Genomic DNA, 16,688 nt, shown 5'->3' on the forward strand with positions numbered 1-16,688 from the left:
CCGGGTGGCGCTTCGCTTACCCGGCCTACAAATAGCGCAGTCCGTAGGCCGGGTAAGGCGAAGCCGCCACCCGGCAACAGCAACCTCAGTTCTGCAATACGGATGACACCAGCAGCTGGGTATACGGATGGTGTGGATCGTCGAGCACCCGGTCGGTTAACCCACTTTCCACCACCTGGCCCTGCTTCATTACCAGCAGACGGTCCGCCAGCAGGCGCGCGACGCCCAAATCGTGGGTGACAATCACCACCGCAAGGTTCAGCTCCACCACCAGACCGCGCAGCAGGTCGAGCAGGCGCGCCTGTACGGAGACGTCCAGCCCACCGGTGGGTTCATCCATAAACACCAGCTTCGGATGGGTGACCAGATTGCGGGCAATCTGCAGACGCTGCTGCATGCCGCCGGAGAAGGTCGTTGGCAGGTCGTCGATCCGCGAGGCGGGGATTTCAACCTCCTCCAGCCAGTGCTGGGCGGTGGCGCGGATGTTGCCGTAGTGGCGCGCGCCGGTGGCCATCAGGCGTTCGCCGATGTTGCCTCCCGCCGACACCTGACGGCGCAGACCGTCCATCGGGTGCTGATGCACCACGCCCCACTCGGTGCGCAGCAGGCGGCGGCGCTCGGCCTCGCTCATGCCGTACAGCGAGGCGCCCTCATACAAAATGTCGCCGTTCTGCGGCGTCAGGCGCGCAGAGATGGACTTCAGCAGGGTGGTTTTGCCGGAGCCGGACTCGCCGACAATCCCCAGCACTTCGCCCGGCCACAGCTCGAATGACACATCGCTGAAGCCTTTGCCCGGCGCATAAAGGTGGGTCAGGTTATTAACCGAAAGCAGCGGTTTCATTGGCTGTTCGCCTCGCTCTGTTGGCGGCAGTAATCGGTGTCGGAGCAGACAAACATCCGTTTGCCCGTGTCGTCCAGCACCACTTCGTCCAGATAGCTGTGTTTGGATCCGCAGATGGCGCACGGCTCGTCCCACTCCTGCACCGTAAACGGGTGATCGTCGAAATCCAGGCTTTCCACGCGGGTGTAAGGCGGAACGGCGTAGATGCGTTTTTCGCGCCCGGCGCCGAACAGCTGCAGGGCGGGCATCATGTCCATCTTCGGGTTATCGAATTTCGGAATTGGAGACGGATCCATCACGTAGCGCCCGTTGACCTTCACCGGGTAGGCGTAGGTGGTGGCGATATGGCCGAAGCGGGCGATATCCTCATACAGCTTCACCTGCATGACCCCGTACTCTTCCAGCGCATGCATGGTGCGGGTTTCGGTTTCGCGCGGCTCGATAAAGCGCAGCGGCTCCGGGATCGGCACCTGGAAAATCAAAATCTGATCTTCTGTCAGCGGGGTTTCGGGAATGCGGTGGCGGGTCTGGATCAGCGTCGCGTCTTCGGTTTTTTCGGTGGTGTTGACGCCGGTTACCCGCTGGAAGAAGTTGCGGATCGACACGGCGTTTGTGGTGTCGTCTGCACCCTGGTCAATGACCTTCAGCACGTCCGCCTCGCCGATTACGCTGGCGGTAATCTGAATACCGCCCGTGCCCCAGCCGTAGGGCATCGGCATTTCGCGACCGCCGAACGGCACCTGATAGCCCGGAATAGCCACCGCTTTAAGTATGGCGCGGCGGATCATGCGTTTGGTTTGCTCATCCAGGTAAGCAAAGTTATAGCCGCTTAAGTTAGCCATTGGCGCGCTCCCGTTGCAGGCGTTTCAGCAGTTCCAGTTCGGCCTGGAAATCGACGTAGTGCGGTAGCTTGAGGTGCGAGACAAAACCGGCGGCCTCAACGTTATCCGCGTGGGCCAGCACAAACTCTTCGTCCTGCGCCGGGCCTGCAACGTGCTCGCCGTAGTCCGGTGCCTGGAGTGCGCGGTCAACCAGCGCCATCGCCATGGCCTTGCGCTCGCCGAGGCCGAACACCAGCCCGTACCCGCGGGTAAAGTGCGGGTCTTCATTTTCGGGCGCGACAAAACCGTTCACCATTTCGCATTCGGTCATCAGCAGTTCGCCGACGTTTACCGCAAAACCCAGCTCTTCCGGCACAATTTCGACATCGATGTAACCGCTGCGAATTTCGGCTGCAAACGGGTGGTTGCGCCCGTAGCCGCGCTGGGTGGAGTAGGCCAGCGCCAGCAGATAGCCTTCGTCGCCGCGCATCAGCTGCTGCAGGCGGGACGCGCGCGAGCACGGGTAAACCGGCGGCGTACGGGTGATGTCATCCGGCTGCGTGCCTGAATCTTCCTCCGTCTTCGCCAGGCCCTGATTTGCCAGCAGGCTGAAAACGTGCGGAGACGGTTCCTGTACGGCGTCAGTTGTGTTGAGCGGCGGCGCTTCACCGTTCGCCAGCAGGGTAAAATCGAGCAGTCGATGGGTGTAGTCGTAGGTAGGGCCAAGCAGCTGGCCGCCGGGGATGTCTTTATAAACGGCAGAAATGCGGCGCTCCAGGCGCATCTCCGCCGTATTCACCGGCTCGCTGACCGCCAGTTTGGCAAGCGTAGTGCGGTAGGCGCGCAGCAGGAAGATGGCTTCCACGTTATCGCCGCTGGCCTGCTTCAGGGCCAGCGCCGCCAGCTCGCGGTCGGCGACGCCGCCTTCGGTCATCACGCGGTCGACGGCAAGGTTTAGCTGCTGTTCAATCTGGGCGACGCTCAGCTCGGGAAGCCGTTCATCGCCCCGTCGTCTGTGCGCCTGTAGCGCATGGGCGGCGGCGATGGCCTTCTCGCCACCTTTGACGGCAACGTACATCAGCACACCTCCACGTGGGTGGTCCGCGGGATTGCCAGCAGGCGCTCGCCGCAGGTCAGGATCAGATCAATGCCTAGCGGGAACGGGTGCGGGCGCTCGGTAAGCTCGTGAATGATGCATTCCGGCAGCTGCGGCGCGACCATGCGCTCGTCGGCGATGCCTGCGCCCGTCAGACGCAGCATGCGGCCGCCGCTCAGGCTGGAGACCTGCAGGATCAGCGTGGCGCTGGTCTCCGGGGCGACGGCGCTGCCTTCGCTCAGGGCGTTGAGCTGTTCATGGCTGATTTGCTCGTCGGCCACGGCGAAAACTGCCTGCTGCGGCTGATCGACCAGCGGGGCACTGGTGTGAAAACGCAGGTTCTGGCTGGCGATATCGTTCGACAGCGCGCCCGAGAGCCACACCGGGGTGTCGTTGTCGGCAAGCGTCAGCAGCACGCTGGTGGTCGCCAGATTCAGCGGCAGCCAGCCCTGGGAGAGCTGGTGCAGCGAGACGATCACGCCCGGCTCGCTCATCGCTTTCAGCAGGCGACGAAAACTGTGTTGGGCATCCTGGACGGCCAGGGTAAAAGCAGGTTGAAGCGTCATGCGTTGTCTCCGCGAACGAGCGTAAAGAAGTCGACCCGGCTGGTGTTCACTTCGGCCTGACGTGCGGCAATGCGCGCGGCGCGGTCGGCTTCCAGCGGGGTAATAAGGGTTTCCATTAACGTCTGGAAATAGGGTTGTTCCTGTAAAAGCGCGTCGATCACCGCGCAGCGCTCGGCGTGGGCCTTATCGCGCCCCAGCACGTAGCTGTAGCCCAGCGTGCCGCTGTTCAGACGGATCGCGGCGCGGGTGAGGGTGGCATCTCCGGCGAAAAAGCGCTCGCCGGTGCCACCCATGCGCGCCTGGATCTGCACGAGGCCGATCTCCGGGGCGCGGAGGGTGTCGTAATCGGGCGCCAGGCTAAGGGCGTTCATGCGGACAGAGAGCGCGGCAGGCTGGCTGTGGGCCAGCACGCGCATCCAGCGCTGTCGGGTGGAGGTGTCGAAGTGCATTCAGTGCTCCATGGTGAATTCGATCATGTCGGCGCGGGTCAGGCTGACGGAGTATTCCGTCGCGTTGATCTCGCCATCACGGTGGTTGAGGGTGCGTACGCAGAGCAGCGGGGCCATATTGGGGATTTCGAGCACCTTGCTCTCTTTTGCCTGCGCCCGGCGCGCGCTGATGCGCGTCTGGGTACGCTTAAGCGCAATGCCTGTCGCACCCTGAAGAAAATCATGCAGCGAGCCGCTGGAGAAATGCTGCAGCACCGGCCAGAGGGCAAGGTCTGCAAAGTAGTGGTCTATCTGACAGACCGCGACGCCGTTGACCCGGCGCAACGTGCGCAGGTGGATGACGTTGTCGCCCTCCTGAATGCCCAGTGCGTCCGCCACGTGGCTGGAGGCCGGGCGCAGCACCGACAGCAGCTTTTCGCTGGTCGGGTGGCTGCCCTGATCCAGCAGGTTCTGGCTAAAGCGCGCCTGGGCGTTGAGCGGGTAGTCAAACGGGCGCATCAGCACCAGGACGCCTACGCCCTGGCGACGCTGCACCCAGCCGCGCTCGACCAGTTGGTCAATGGCGCGGCGCAGGGTGTGGCGGTTCACTTCGTAGCGGTCGGCAAGCTGCTGTTCAGCAGGCAGGTAGTCTCCGCAGCGGTAGTGCGTGCGCAGCTCCACTTCGAGCTTTGCCGCAATCTCTTGCCAGCGGGTTGGGTAACTGGTCGGATGTCTGGATAAGTGCATAGAAAACAAAGCCTCGCTTCTCAGATGAAGTGCTTACGCAAACGTTGAGAGAGGAAATCCAGCAGGCTGACGGTGACGATAATGAGCACCATCAATGCGCAGGTTTGCTGGAACTGGAAACCGCGAATCGCTTCCCACAGGGTGACGCCAATCCCGCCAGCACCGACCATGCCGACGACGGTGGCAGAGCGGACGTTGGACTCAAAGCGGTACAGGGAGTAGGAGATCAGCAGCGGCATCACCTGTGGCAGGACGCCGTAAAGGATCTCTTCGATTTTGTTGGCGCCTGTTGCGCGGATGCCTTCCACCGGGCCGGGCTCTATGGCTTCGACCGCTTCGGAGAGCAGCTTGGAAAGCACGCCGGTGGTGTGGATGAACAGTGCCATCACGCCGGCGAACGGGCCCAGGCCAACGGCGACCACGAACAGCATCGCAAAGACCATTTCGTTGATGGCGCGACAGGCGTCCATCAGGCGACGCATCGGCTGGTATATCCACCACGGCACGATGTTTTCGGCGCTCATCAGGCCAAATGGAATAGACAGAACAACGGCAAGGGCGGTGCCCCAGACGGCGATTTGCAGGGTGGTCGCCATTTCGCCGAGGTAGTCCTGCCACTGGCTGAAGTCCGGCGGGAAGAAATCGGCAGCGAAGGTCGCCATGTTGCCGGAGTCTTTGACCAGCAGCAGCGGGTCCATTTCCGCGCCCTTCCAGGAGATAACGAGCACCGCCAGCAAAATGGCCCAGCTTATGAGCGAGAACCAGCTGCGCTTCGGCGGTGGGAGGGTGATGGTTTGCATGTTGGCTCCTTTGGTTTTATGTCCCCTCACCCCGACCCTCTCCCCAAAGGGGCGAGGGGGAAAAGACCGCACCGTGCAGTCCCCTCTCCCCTATGGGGAGAGGGTTAGGGTGAGGGGGAGAAAAGCGTTACTGCACCGCTTTATTCACGCTCGTCATCGCACCGAGCGCGGCGGTCAGGCGGTCGAGGTCTTCCAGCTGGGCCTGAATGGTGGCCACTTTGCTGGTCTTCTCCTCGTCCTTCAGACCTTTGTTGTCCTTCACGCCCTGCATCTCTTTAAACAGCGCCAGCTGACGAATCGGAACCAGCTGCAGGTCGCTTGACGGGCGGAACGGTGCCCAGCCCAGACGCTCCAGGACCGCTTTCTCTTCCGGCGTTTTGCCATAGGTCATGAAGAAGTCGTACACCTTGTCCTTGGTGCTTTCAGACAGGTTTTTACGCCAGACAATCGGGTCGCCGGGGATCAGCGGCGATTTCCAGATAACCTTGATCTCTTTCAGCTTGTCCGGTGCGGAGGTTTTCAGCTTGTCGAGGTTCTCGGTGTTGTTAGTGGCAACGTCCACCTGCTTGTTGGCCACGGCCAGGGCGTTGGTTTCGTGGCTGGCGTTCACCGTGCGTTTGAAGTCGCTGGCGGAGGCGTTGTTTTTGGCGAAAACGTAGTAGCCAGGGACAAGGTAACCGGAGGTGGAGTTCGGGTCGCCGTTGCCGAAGGTCAGCTCTTTGCGTTTGGCGAGCATGTCATTGAGGTTGTTGATCGGGCTGTCTTTGTTCACGATCAGCACGCTCCAGTAGCCCGGGGAGCCATCTGCCGCAACGGTCTGGGCAAAGACCTGGCCGTTCGCGCGGTCCACCGCTTCCATGGCGGAGAGGTTGCCGTACCAGGCGATGTCCACTTTGTTGAAGCGCATCCCCTGGATGATGCCCGCGTAGTCCGGGGCGAAGAAGGCGTTCACTTTGATCCCCAGTTTGGTTTCCATATCTTTCAGGAACGGTTCCCACTGAGGCTTCAGGTTCTGCTGTGATTCCGTCGAAATAATGCCGAAGTTCAGCGCTTTTTCCTGCTCTTGTGCATACGCCGGGCTTAACAGGGTGCTGAGGCTGAACATGCTGGTAAAGGCCAGCGCGGCAACGGCTTTGTAGCTCATGTACTTTCCTCGGATCGGGTTTAATTAAGCAGCCTGCGCGTTCTCTTCGACGCGGTTAATGCTGCGGTAGAGATGGTCAAAACGTTCGTTATCAAACTGATGGCTTGCGCCATCAAAGAACACATGTCCCTGACGCAGGGCGACAATGCGTTCGCAGTAGCGCAGGGCGTAATCCACCTGATGCAGCGTGACCACTACGGTGATGCCGTCGTTCTGGTTAATGTCGCGCAGGGTTTCCATCACGATGCGGGCGGACTCCGGGTCCAGCGAGGCAATGGGTTCGTCAGCGAGAATGATTTGCGCTTTCTGCATCAGCGCGCGCGCAATCGCCACGCGCTGCTGTTGTCCACCGGACAGGGTGGAGACGCGCTGGTGGGCGAAATGCACCATGCCGACGCGGGTCAGCGCCTGTAAGGCTTCCTGCTTCTGGGAAGGGGAGAACCAGCGCAGACAGGTGCGCCAGAACGGGGTGCTGCCGAGCGCGCCAATCAGCACGTTCTCCAGCACCGTCAGGCGGTTCACCAGGTTGAACTGCTGGAAGATGTAGCCCGTCTGGGCACGGCTCTTACGGATATCGCTCGCCAGACGCCCCGCGCGCTGCACGGTATTGCCCAGCAGCTCGACGTGGCTTTCCGGCGTTTTATCGCAGGTGATAAGGCCGCTTAAATGACGCAGAAGGGTGGATTTACCTGAACCGGATGGCCCCAGCAGCGCCACCATTTCGCCCTGCTGGACGGTCAGATCAACGGCATGCAGAGCCTTATTGTGATTGAAGGTCTTGCTCAGTTTCTCGACGCGGATGACGGTTTGCATGTGCTGGGCCTCACGATAAATGTGGCCTCATGCTGGCGCATCAATGTGACATTTGGGTTAAGTCTGGGTTGCGGGAGTTTGAAGAGTTGAGCGGAGTTTGATGACAGGCGGGGGCAGACCGCCCACCGCCCGAATATTAGTGCTGCTGCTTGACGACGTTAATCATCCACGGCACGCCGTATTTATCGGTGACTTTACCGAAACCGTGTGCCCAGAAGGTTTCCTGCCAGGCCATTTCGATATTCCCGCCCGCGGCGAGGTTGTCGAACCAGCGCTTGCCTTCGTTGACGTCCTGGGTGTCGAGAACCAGCGTGAAGCCCGCATATTGCGCGTTGCTGCCTGGCGGCATCCCGTCGCTCATCATAATATCACTGCCCGCAATGCGGACGTTGGAGTGAGCGATAGCCGAATCCGGAAATTGCATGCCGGACGGACAGCCTTCATTGCTGTTATCGCTTTTTGGCATTTCGCCGAAGGTGATTTTATAGAGAAGCTCTGCGCCGACGGCTTGCTGGTAGAAGGCGGTGGCCTCTGCGCAGTTACCGGCGAAAGAGATGTAGGGACTTAACGGCATAATCTTTACCTCACGTAAGAAAAGCCCATTAAGTGTAGTTCCCGAAAACCCGGTAAGCGAAGCGCCACCGGGCGGGTAAATCAGTTCTTTTTCACGAACTCTGATTTCAGCTTCATCGGACCGAAGCCGTCAATTTTGCAGTCGATATTATGATCGCCTTCAACCAGACGGATATTCTTCACTTTGGTGCCAATCTTCAGCATGGAAGAACTGCCTTTCACTTTCAGATCTTTAATCACGGTAACGCTGTCGCCGTCCGCCAGCAGATTGCCGTTCGCATCTTTTACGACAAGTGCATCAGCATCGTGTGATGGTTCGGCATCATTCCATTCGTGAGCACATTCCGGGCAGATGAACATGCCATTATCTTCATAGGTGTATTCAGAATTGCATTTTGGGCAGTGTGGGAGTGACATATCGGTATCCTCAAAAAGTGTAAACGCGCTGGAAAGTGCCAGCTAAATGACGGCAGCGTGCCGAAAAAGGCGGCAAGTATAGCGCAAATCCACATGGTTGTCGGTGATATTGTGAATTAAAAAAATGCAAAAAGCGTATCGGGAGTGACACTTCCTGTCAGTCAGTTAAGCGATGCTTACGTCATTAACACGGTGGAAAGAATTGGTGCAAAATATATCGAATATTTTATTGCGGCAAATTGCTACGCTCCTCCATTTCGGATAAGGTGAAGCGACACATTGTTATTTATCTCCGGACTTCACTGCCATACATATCTTATGGCAGTGGCGTATTACCTCTCTTTTTAGGGGGATAAATAATGATGATATATCCTGAAGTTTCTTAAAATTGGGCTACGCTTTTTTCTTTTGGCCGTCAGGCCAGGAGGGGAGCTATACACGCCATGCAAGGATAGCGAATTATTTCTGATTATCTTCAATCAGTTATATTTCGGCGAACATGTTTTCCACACGTGATCATATAAGCCTGAACAACATAATTAATACCAGTGGCTTAATAAAAGTAATAAATTTGCGTTAAGGAAAGGCTTTTATCATGCACACACAGACCATTTTTGAATTAAGCCAGGAAGCTGAGCGTTTGTTACAGCTCGCCCTGCAAAATCTTGATACGTTGAAATCAATGCCGACTGCGATGCTGGAGAGCACAGCGGCTGCCATTACGGGTGAAAAGAACAACGTTTTACCTTTGCATTTTAGTGCGCGCGGTGTCGACGCGCAGCAGGCGATGCTGAATAATGAATTACGGAAAATAACCCGGCTGGAAATGGTCCTGGCTATTGTTGGCACCATGAAAGCGGGGAAATCGACCACCATTAATGCGATTGTGGGTACCGAAGTGTTGCCGAACCGCAATCGTCCGATGACGGCGCTACCTACCCTGATTCGCCATACGCCGGGTCAGAAGGAGCCGGTGCTGCATTTCTCACATGCCTCGCCGATTGATGAATTGATTCAACTGCTTCAGAAAAAGCTATGCGATTACGATCGCGGGAAGCTGGCCCAGCATCTGGAAATTGATAAAGACATGAATACGCTGCTGGAGCGCATTGAAAAAGGGGAGGCTTTTGAGAAGCATCACCTGGGCGCGCAGCCGATATTTCATTGTCTGAAAAGCCTCAACGACCTGGTGAGGCTATCCCAGGCGTTAGGTGTGGAATTTCCGTTCTCTGAATATGCTGCCATCGAACATATTCCGGTGATTGAAGTGGAGTTCGTGCATCTTGCGGGTCTGGATGCTCATCTCGGGCAACTGACGCTGCTCGACACGCCCGGGCCGAATGAGGCCGGACAGCCGCATCTGCAAAAAATGCTCAGCGAGCAGTTGTCCCGCGCGTCGGCGGTGCTGGCCGTGATGGATTATACCCAGCTTAAATCCATCTCTGATGAAGAAGTCCGCCAGGCCATTTCCGCAGCGGGAAAATCAGTGCCGCTGTATGCGCTGGTCAATAAATTCGATCAGAAAGATCGCAATAGCGACGATGAAGAGCAGATCCGGGCGATGATCTCCGGCACCTTAATGAAAGGCAATATTTCGCCTGGCCAGATCTACCCCGTTTCGTCCATGTGGGCGTATCTGGCGAACCGCGCTCGCTACGAGATGAGTACCCACGGACAGTTGCCGGATCATCAGGAGCAACCCTGGGTGCAGGATTTTGCCGAAGCTGCACTTGGACGTCGCTGGCGTACGGCGGACCTGGACGATATCGATCATATTCGTCATTCTGCCGATTTGCTCTGGGAAGATTCACTATTTGAACAACCCATACGCAAACTGATTTACGCCGCCTATGCCAACGCCTCGCTATACGCGTTGCGTTCGGCCTCGCATAAGCTACTGAATTACGCACAAAATGCCCGGGAGTACCTCGACTTCCGCTATCAGGGTCTGACGGTTGCCTTTGAGGCGCTGGAATTGAATATCGCACGTCTGGAAGAGGACATGACGCTTCTGCAGACGCGCCAGAGCGTGGTGAGCGATGAGGTGAAACATGAAGTTGAGGAGGCGCTGAACGCCACTGCGGACTTTATGGGGGCCCAAAAAATCGCGCTTAACCAGGCGATTGGCCAGGTGTTCAGTGTTCAGCATATTCTTGATTTGGCAGGCATCGATCGGCAGAACCCTCATGGTGACGAGCCGCACGAGCTGAAGCAGCTGGTTCTGGACGATGAAGGGCAGGCGCAGATTGCGCTGAGTAAAATCCGCTCCTCCTGCGAGCTTGTGATGCTGGATGCGCAGACGAAGATTTGCCGGGAGTTGGCGTTACGCTTCGACCAGCTCGAGTCTACGCTGGCGCGTTCCCTGAATGAAGCCATGCGCCCCATCGAAACGCGTATTAAAGAGCATCTGAGCCATGCGGGTTTTCGGGCGCGAATCAGTTTCCCTGCGTTTCAGGCGAGCCAGCTTAACTTCAATACGCGGGCGTTGTTTAACGATGCGATTGCGCAGGATGACAGTCAGGCAGGCTCGCCATCAGGCGGGAGCAGCATGCGAGAAACGGTCTCTCGCTGGCTCAATAATCCGGGCTGGGGCTGGGATGAGTATGTGGAAACGCGCACGCGCTATGTTATCGACATTGCGCAGCTACATGACAAATTTAAGCAACATATTGAACAGTTTTGTGAACAAATACGTAAAGCTTTGTCCGCGCAGGTCGATGTCTCTGTTACGGCAGGAATGGCAACGTTCTTCGCAGAATTTTCGTTGTGCCTGACCGGGTTACAGGAAAGCTTGCGTGATAGCCTCGCAGTGCGTCAACAGAATGAGCATTCAACCCGAGCGCTCTGTCAGTTGTTGAAGCAAAGTATCACTACTGCGACGTGGATACAGGAAGATACCCGACTGTTACGCGATGATATTCAAACTCTATTCGCGGCAGAGCAACCATGACAACACCACTGCTGGACGGCCCCGGGCGAACACTGGAGTGTATTAATCCAAAATTTATGGTCGATCTGGTGCAGGGGGGTGACGCGGCGCGTCATCCTCATCTGGGACCACAACAGCTTCAGTTTCGTGAGCGTTTGACTCAGGAAATCATGACGCATACCCGGCTACGCCCCTGGGCGATGGCGGGCATGCTCAATGAAAATGCAGCGCTGCGCCTGGGGCTGGCGGAAAAACTGGCCGGCATGCTTGATCCGGGTCATCTCGCGCTGACGCTGATGGCAGAGAAGCTGATTGCTTTGCGCCAGCAGACGCACCCGCGCGCCCCGCAATCCCCCGGGCTGATGCAGCAGTACGCTGAACTCGCTTCTCATTTTACCCAACGCGCAGCATATAAAGAGAAGGCGCTGACCCAGCGCGGGCTCACGGTGCAGGCGGGTGAGCACAGCGAGCAGATTTTTACCCGCTGGCGGGCCGGGCATTATGATGGCTGGTCGCTGGCCGGGCGCTGTTTTATCGTCCTGGAAGAGTTGCGCTGGGGGGCATTTGGTGACGCATGCCGCCTCGCGAATGAAGATGTGGCGGCAATGCTTAAGGATAACCTGCGCAGCATGGCGGCTAACTATCTGGCGCAGGGCATCAATGCATCCCCCACGACCCGCCATTTCTATCACCAGTGGCTGACAACGCCGGCCTCTCCGGGTTTAATCGATCATAAAGACATGCTGGGGTGGCTGGGGGACTGGTGTCAGGCGGATCAACATCCGGTGAGCTGGTCAGTGACGCAAAACTGGCAGACCGTCGCGCTGGGTATGCCAAGGCTCTGTTCGGCAAAACGACTGGTGGACGGGATGGTGGAAGAGATTTTTGGGTGAATCCCTTACCCCTCACCCTAACCCTCTCCCCGGAGGGGAGAGGGGATGGTTTGGTGCGGTGTGTTAATGGCGGAGTTCTACCGCTTTTCGTTCGATGTCCTGCTCGGGGACACTTGCATAGCGTTTCGCGTACAGCGCCGTGATGATGGGGACCAGAATCGCGGTGACAATCACGCTCGCGGCAACCAGCGCCGTCGCTGAAGCGGCCACCGGTTCGAAGGCCGGGTTAATTTGGGCAATAATCACCGGGTTTGCGACAGCAGCACCTGCGGCTGAAGAGGCGGCGATGCCGGCCGTACCGTTTCCTCCTCCGATTACGCGGTCAGCAATTATCAGCGGAATACCGGTGATGACGATCACGGCGACACCCAGCACAATACCCAGCAGGCCGGTATCGAGAATGACTTTCAGATTGATGGTGTTCCCCAGTGCGAAACCGAAGAACGGGATCAGCACCGGCGTGGCTTTGCTGAAGAAATCACGCAGATCGTGATCGAGATTGCCAAGGGCGAAACCGACCAGGAAGGGCAGGATCGCGCCGACAAAGTGGTGGGGTTCAAACGAGGCCAGGCCAGCAGACCCCAGGATCAGCATCGTCATCAGCGGGCCGGACTCCAGAGACATCAACACAAATGCGCCGGACTCTTCTTTCGTTCCGTACTGGTTCATCAGGCTGGCGTACAATCCACCGTTGGTCATATCCATCGCCGAGACAATCGCCAGGACCGATAAACCCGCGAAGAACCCGGTCTGAATTCCATCCTCCGGAATGAACATCGCGCATAACATTGCCACCGCCCAGGCTACGGCTATTTTGGTTATCACCAGCGTTCCGGATTTCCGTATTACAGTACCCGTTGCCCGCAAATTAATGGATGCGCCGATACAAAAAAACCAGACGGCGAGAATGGGAACCGTGCCTGTTATCATGCCTTTTGTGAAACCCCCAAAATAAGCTCCGGTATCGGGAGCAAGGGTATTCAGGATCGCGCCCAGTACCAGCGGAACCAGCATCATACCGCCAGGTATGCGTTCTATCGTGGCTTTAATCTTCATGGACAAACCTCACATCGGATCCCGCAGGACGGGTGATAGGTATTAAGAATTAGTCAATAAATTCAATTAATTGCTCTTATTGCTTGCGGTCTTTTTTCGATAACTCTGCAACATAATTAAATGTGTGCTCCCGATTAACCTCATTCAGAAACACCTAAGACGTTGAATTCGGATTTATCATGCGATCATTGGAATAGTGATTCAATCAAAATAAAACATCGTTTTAGTTATCTTTGTCACATATTGAATGTAAAACTTGAGGCCGGTTCCTGTTGATGAAAATTTATGTAAATCTGATGTGAATTAACGTGGTTTGTTTTTCTGTTACGAAAGAAATAATGACGCATGTGAGGATGTTCTTTAGGTAGGTTAAGGAAGTGCTTATTGGCACTCCTTGACAAAAATTGGACTGAGTTGACCAGACACGAAAATATGTGTGAAGTTGATCACAAATATAAACGCTGGTAGGGTAAAAAGGTCATTAACTGCCCAGGCAGGCGTCAACAGGTTCGGTTGTATCGACGTAAAACGTCAATGTAAGTAAACCTGCTACGCTTGAATAAGGCGATTCGCATGGAGCGGATCCCATGGTTCACAGAACGCAAACTGGACTGTGAAACAGACAGGGCCGAGTCAACGAGGATAGCTATGCTAAGAAGGAAAAAGATTAAACCCATCACGCTTCGCGACGTCACCATTATTGATGACGCAAAGCTGCGTAAAGCCATTACCGCAGCCTCGCTCGGTAATGCGATGGAATGGTTCGATTTTGGTGTCTACGGCTTTGTGGCCTATGCGTTAGGTAAAGTGTTTTTCCCTGGGGCCGATCCCAGCCTGCAGATGATTGCCGCACTCGGTACGTTCTCTGTTCCCTTCCTGATTCGCCCGCTGGGCGGTCTGTTCTTCGGTATGCTCGGCGATAAATATGGTCGTCAGAAAATCCTTGCCATCACCATCGTCATTATGTCGATCAGTACATTCTGTATCGGCCTTATACCGTCTTACGCCACCATCGGCATTTGGGCACCGATTCTGCTGCTGATTTGTAAGATGGCTCAGGGCTTCTCCGTGGGCGGTGAATATACCGGTGCCTCGATCTTCGTTGCCGAGTATTCCCCGGACCGTAAGCGCGGTTTTATGGGGAGCTGGCTGGACTTCGGCTCGATTGCCGGGTTTGTTCTGGGCGCGGGCGTAGTGGTATTGATTTCAACCGTGGTGGGTGAAGATAACTTCCTCGACTGGGGCTGGCGTATCCCGTTCTTCCTGGCATTGCCGCTGGGGATTATTGGTCTCTACCTGCGTCATGCGCTTGAGGAGACGCCCGCGTTCCAGCAGCACGTCGAAAAACTGGAACAGGGTGACCGCGAAGGGCTGCAGGAGGGGCCGAAGGTGTCGTTCAAAGAGATTGCCACTAAGCACTGGCGCAGCCTGCTGACCTGTATTGGTCTGGTGATTTCGACCAACGTGACCTACTACATGCTGTTGACCTACATGCCGAGCTATCTGTCGCATAACCTGCACTACTCGGAAGATCACGGTGTGCTGATTATTATCGCCATCATGGTCGGTATGCTGTTTGTGCAGCCGATTATGGGCCTGTTGAGTGACCGTTTTGGCCGTCGACCGTTCATTATCCTGGGAAGCGTTGCGCTGTTTGCTCTGGCAATTCCGGCATTCATACTGATTAACAGTGATGTGCTGGGGCTGATTTTTGCCGGTCTGCTGATGCTGGCGGTGATCCTTAACTGCTTTATCGGGGTGATGGCCTCAACGTTGCCCGCGATGTTCCCGACGCATATTCGCTACAGCGCGCTGGCCGCGGCCTTTAACATCTCGGTGCTGATTGCCGGTCTGACCCCGACGCTTGCCGCTTCGCTGGTAGAGAGCACGCAGAACCTGATGATGCCGGCTTATTACCTGATGGTGATCGCGGTGATTGGTTTGATTACCGGTATTACCATGAAGGAGACGGCGAATCGTCCTCTGAAAGGTGCAACGCCTGCGGCGTCTGATATCCAGGAAGCGAAAGAGATCCTGCGTGAGCACTACGATAACGTAGAGCAGAAGATTGAGGATATTGACGCTGAGATTGAAGAGCTGCAGAAAAAACGCTCCCGACTGGTGGACCAGCATCCACGCATCAACGAGTAATAAAAGAAACCCGCCAACGGCGGGTTTTCTTTTATTAGCATCCCGCAGCGATGTAGTCGCCATTGGCGCTGACGGGGATCACCGTCAGGAACAGTACCGTCGCGAACAGGATCAGCACTATCCCTCCGGCTATTTTGACTGCCGGCACCAGCCATCTTAATGAGGCGCTTTCACCGAACCAGGTCACCGTGCGCTCGCGGGCGTAACGTACTGCCAGTGAAAGCCCCACAATAGAGAGTGCGGTCCCCAAAGACATGGTCATGACTGCGGCCACCCCCCAGGTGACAATGCCCAGCGCGTTCGAAAACATCAGGATCATGATCGCCCCGCTGCACGGACGTGCGCCAATCGCCAGAATGACGCCCAGGCGCGTTTTCCAGTTACCTTGTGTTAGGTTTGCCCCCACGCCATGATGACCACAACCACAGTGTTCATCGTGCTGATGAAGTGGCTTGATGGCTGAGATCGTTATCCTGTGTGGACGCAGGCTCTTCAGCGCCTGGTAAATAACAAACGCACCAAATGCGCCAATAAGCACTGCGCTTATCTTCTCCACGTACCAGCGGCTGGTACTGATATCCCCTGAGGCGAGGTTAAACCCCACCGCCAGAATAAAGACAAACAGAATGGCGCTGACGCCCTGCATCAGGCTACCCAGGAAAGGGACGACCCGGGCGGCCAGCTCGCTTTCCTTATTTGTGGTCAGATAGGTCGTTACAATGAATTTCCCGTGCCCGGGTCCGATGGCGTGAAGGACACCATAAAGGAAAGCCCCCGTTAACAGCCATAATCCGCCGCTGTACTGGTGGTTATTAAGCTGCAGCAGATACATCACCAGATAACGGTGTAGCGTAATTTGCGTGGCGAGGCACCACTGGATAAAAGCGTTCCAGTGCGCATGCAGGGTAAACCCCGCAAAGAAGATTGCCAGCAGCATCACCCCTGCTGTAGGGAGACGCCAGTCACGGGCGAGGCGTTGTGTGGTCATGAGGATGGGCCTGCACAGAGGAGATTATTTGCCGCTAGTATAGTTGATCTTCCCGCTCAATTCGTGGGATCGCATCGCGATCTGTTCATGATTGTGGATAACTTTGTGCATAAAAGGGTATAAGGCGGGGTTTTGCTGTGTAATGCAGCAGTCAGTCATTTTTCTGTCATTTAGCGGTTGCGGCCTGCTGAGAACTCCCTATAATGCGCCTCCATCGACACGGCGGATGTGAATCACTTCACAAACAACCCGGTCGGTTGAAGAGAAAAAATCCTGAAATAACGGGTTGACTCTGAAAGAGGAAAGCGTAATATACGCCACCTCGCAACGGTGAGCGAAAGCCGCGTTGCACTGCTCTTTAACAATTTATCAGACAATCTGTGTGGGCACTCAAAGTGACATGGATTCTTAATGTCTCCGGACAA

General features: G+C 56.3%; 16 protein-coding genes. 3 read left to right on the forward strand and 13 right to left on the reverse strand.

Going from position 1 to position 16,688, the window contains the following annotated elements; translation table 11 throughout:
- Positions 1-85: 85 nt before the first annotated feature.
- The 11 genes from phnK to FU672_RS18155 all read right to left on the reverse strand — a co-directional run bounded on the left by phnK (position 86) and on the right by FU672_RS18155 (position 8,246).
- Positions 86-841, reverse strand: coding sequence for a phosphonate C-P lyase system protein PhnK (phnK, locus tag FU672_RS18105; RefSeq protein ID WP_006177354.1), 756 nt, complete (start codon positions 839-841; stop codon positions 86-88).
- The gene (gene phnJ / locus FU672_RS18110) at positions 838-1,683 is read right to left on the reverse strand and encodes an alpha-D-ribose 1-methylphosphonate 5-phosphate C-P-lyase PhnJ (RefSeq protein WP_148244279.1); all 846 of its coding nucleotides are present in this window, start codon (positions 1,681-1,683) and stop codon (positions 838-840) included. The genes phnK and phnJ overlap by 4 nt, the downstream gene beginning before the upstream one ends.
- Positions 1,676-2,740 carry a carbon-phosphorus lyase complex subunit gene (locus FU672_RS18115; RefSeq protein WP_148244280.1) on the reverse strand — a complete coding sequence of 355 codons (1,065 nt, stop codon included), beginning with the start codon at positions 2,738-2,740 and terminating at the stop codon, positions 1,676-1,678. Before FU672_RS18115 ends, phnJ begins: the two co-directional genes overlap by 8 nt.
- Positions 2,740-3,324, reverse strand: a complete 585-nt coding sequence (gene phnH, locus FU672_RS18120; protein WP_032662532.1) for a phosphonate C-P lyase system protein PhnH — start codon at positions 3,322-3,324, stop codon at positions 2,740-2,742. Before phnH ends, FU672_RS18115 begins: the two co-directional genes overlap by 1 nt.
- Positions 3,321-3,773 (reverse strand): phosphonate C-P lyase system protein PhnG, encoded by a 453-nt coding sequence (phnG, locus tag FU672_RS18125; RefSeq protein WP_148244281.1) that lies wholly within the window; start codon positions 3,771-3,773, stop codon positions 3,321-3,323. The genes phnH and phnG overlap by 4 nt, the downstream gene beginning before the upstream one ends.
- The gene (gene phnF / locus FU672_RS18130) at positions 3,774-4,499 is read right to left on the reverse strand and encodes a phosphonate metabolism transcriptional regulator PhnF (protein WP_148244282.1); all 726 of its coding nucleotides are present in this window, start codon (positions 4,497-4,499) and stop codon (positions 3,774-3,776) included.
- 20 nt (positions 4,500-4,519) lie between these two features.
- Complete coding sequence (gene phnE / locus FU672_RS18135) at positions 4,520-5,299, reverse strand: phosphonate ABC transporter, permease protein PhnE (RefSeq protein WP_148244283.1); 780 nt, start codon at positions 5,297-5,299, stop codon at positions 4,520-4,522.
- A gap of 127 nt (positions 5,300-5,426) precedes the next feature.
- Positions 5,427-6,443 carry a phosphonate ABC transporter substrate-binding protein gene (phnD, locus tag FU672_RS18140; RefSeq protein ID WP_148244284.1) on the reverse strand — a complete coding sequence of 339 codons (1,017 nt, stop codon included), beginning with the start codon at positions 6,441-6,443 and terminating at the stop codon, positions 5,427-5,429.
- Positions 6,444-6,467: 24 nt separating this feature from the next.
- Positions 6,468-7,256 carry a phosphonate ABC transporter ATP-binding protein gene (gene phnC, locus FU672_RS18145; RefSeq protein WP_148244285.1) on the reverse strand — a complete coding sequence of 263 codons (789 nt, stop codon included), beginning with the start codon at positions 7,254-7,256 and terminating at the stop codon, positions 6,468-6,470.
- A 136-nt stretch (positions 7,257-7,392) separates the two neighbouring features.
- Complete coding sequence (gene yjdN / locus FU672_RS18150) at positions 7,393-7,830, reverse strand: VOC family metalloprotein YjdN (RefSeq protein ID WP_148244286.1); 438 nt, start codon at positions 7,828-7,830, stop codon at positions 7,393-7,395.
- An 80-nt stretch (positions 7,831-7,910) separates the two neighbouring features.
- Positions 7,911-8,246: a zinc ribbon domain-containing protein YjdM gene (locus tag FU672_RS18155; RefSeq protein ID WP_023310096.1), complete on the reverse strand. Its 336-nt coding sequence runs from the start codon at positions 8,244-8,246 to the stop codon at positions 7,911-7,913.
- A 595-nt stretch (positions 8,247-8,841) separates the two neighbouring features.
- Here FU672_RS18155 and crfC point away from each other — a divergent pair.
- Positions 8,842-11,196: a clamp-binding protein CrfC gene (gene crfC, locus FU672_RS18160; RefSeq protein WP_148244287.1), complete on the forward strand. Its 2,355-nt coding sequence runs from the start codon at positions 8,842-8,844 to the stop codon at positions 11,194-11,196.
- Positions 11,193-12,068, forward strand: a complete 876-nt coding sequence (locus FU672_RS18165) for a diguanylate cyclase regulator RdcB family protein (protein WP_148244288.1) — start codon at positions 11,193-11,195, stop codon at positions 12,066-12,068. The genes crfC and FU672_RS18165 overlap by 4 nt, the downstream gene beginning before the upstream one ends.
- A 63-nt stretch (positions 12,069-12,131) precedes the next feature.
- Here FU672_RS18165 and kdgT read toward each other — a convergent pair whose 3' ends face one another.
- Positions 12,132-13,124 carry a 2-keto-3-deoxygluconate transporter gene (gene kdgT / locus FU672_RS18170; RefSeq protein ID WP_148244289.1) on the reverse strand — a complete coding sequence of 331 codons (993 nt, stop codon included), beginning with the start codon at positions 13,122-13,124 and terminating at the stop codon, positions 12,132-12,134.
- A gap of 648 nt (positions 13,125-13,772) precedes the next feature.
- On the opposite strand from kdgT, the gene proP reads away from it, so the two are divergent.
- Complete coding sequence (gene proP / locus FU672_RS18175) at positions 13,773-15,275, forward strand: glycine betaine/L-proline transporter ProP (RefSeq protein ID WP_148244290.1); 1,503 nt, start codon at positions 13,773-13,775, stop codon at positions 15,273-15,275.
- Between the two features lie 34 nt (positions 15,276-15,309).
- Here the strand turns inward: proP and FU672_RS18180 are convergent, their stop codons facing one another.
- On the reverse strand, positions 15,310-16,263 hold the full coding sequence (locus FU672_RS18180; protein ID WP_148244291.1) for a nickel/cobalt transporter: 954 nt from the start codon (positions 16,261-16,263) through the stop codon (positions 15,310-15,312).
- Positions 16,264-16,688: the final 425 nt, after the last annotated feature.

Source organism: Enterobacter asburiae (assembly GCF_008080435.1).
Lineage (GTDB): Bacteria > Pseudomonadota > Gammaproteobacteria > Enterobacterales > Enterobacteriaceae > Enterobacter > Enterobacter asburiae_C.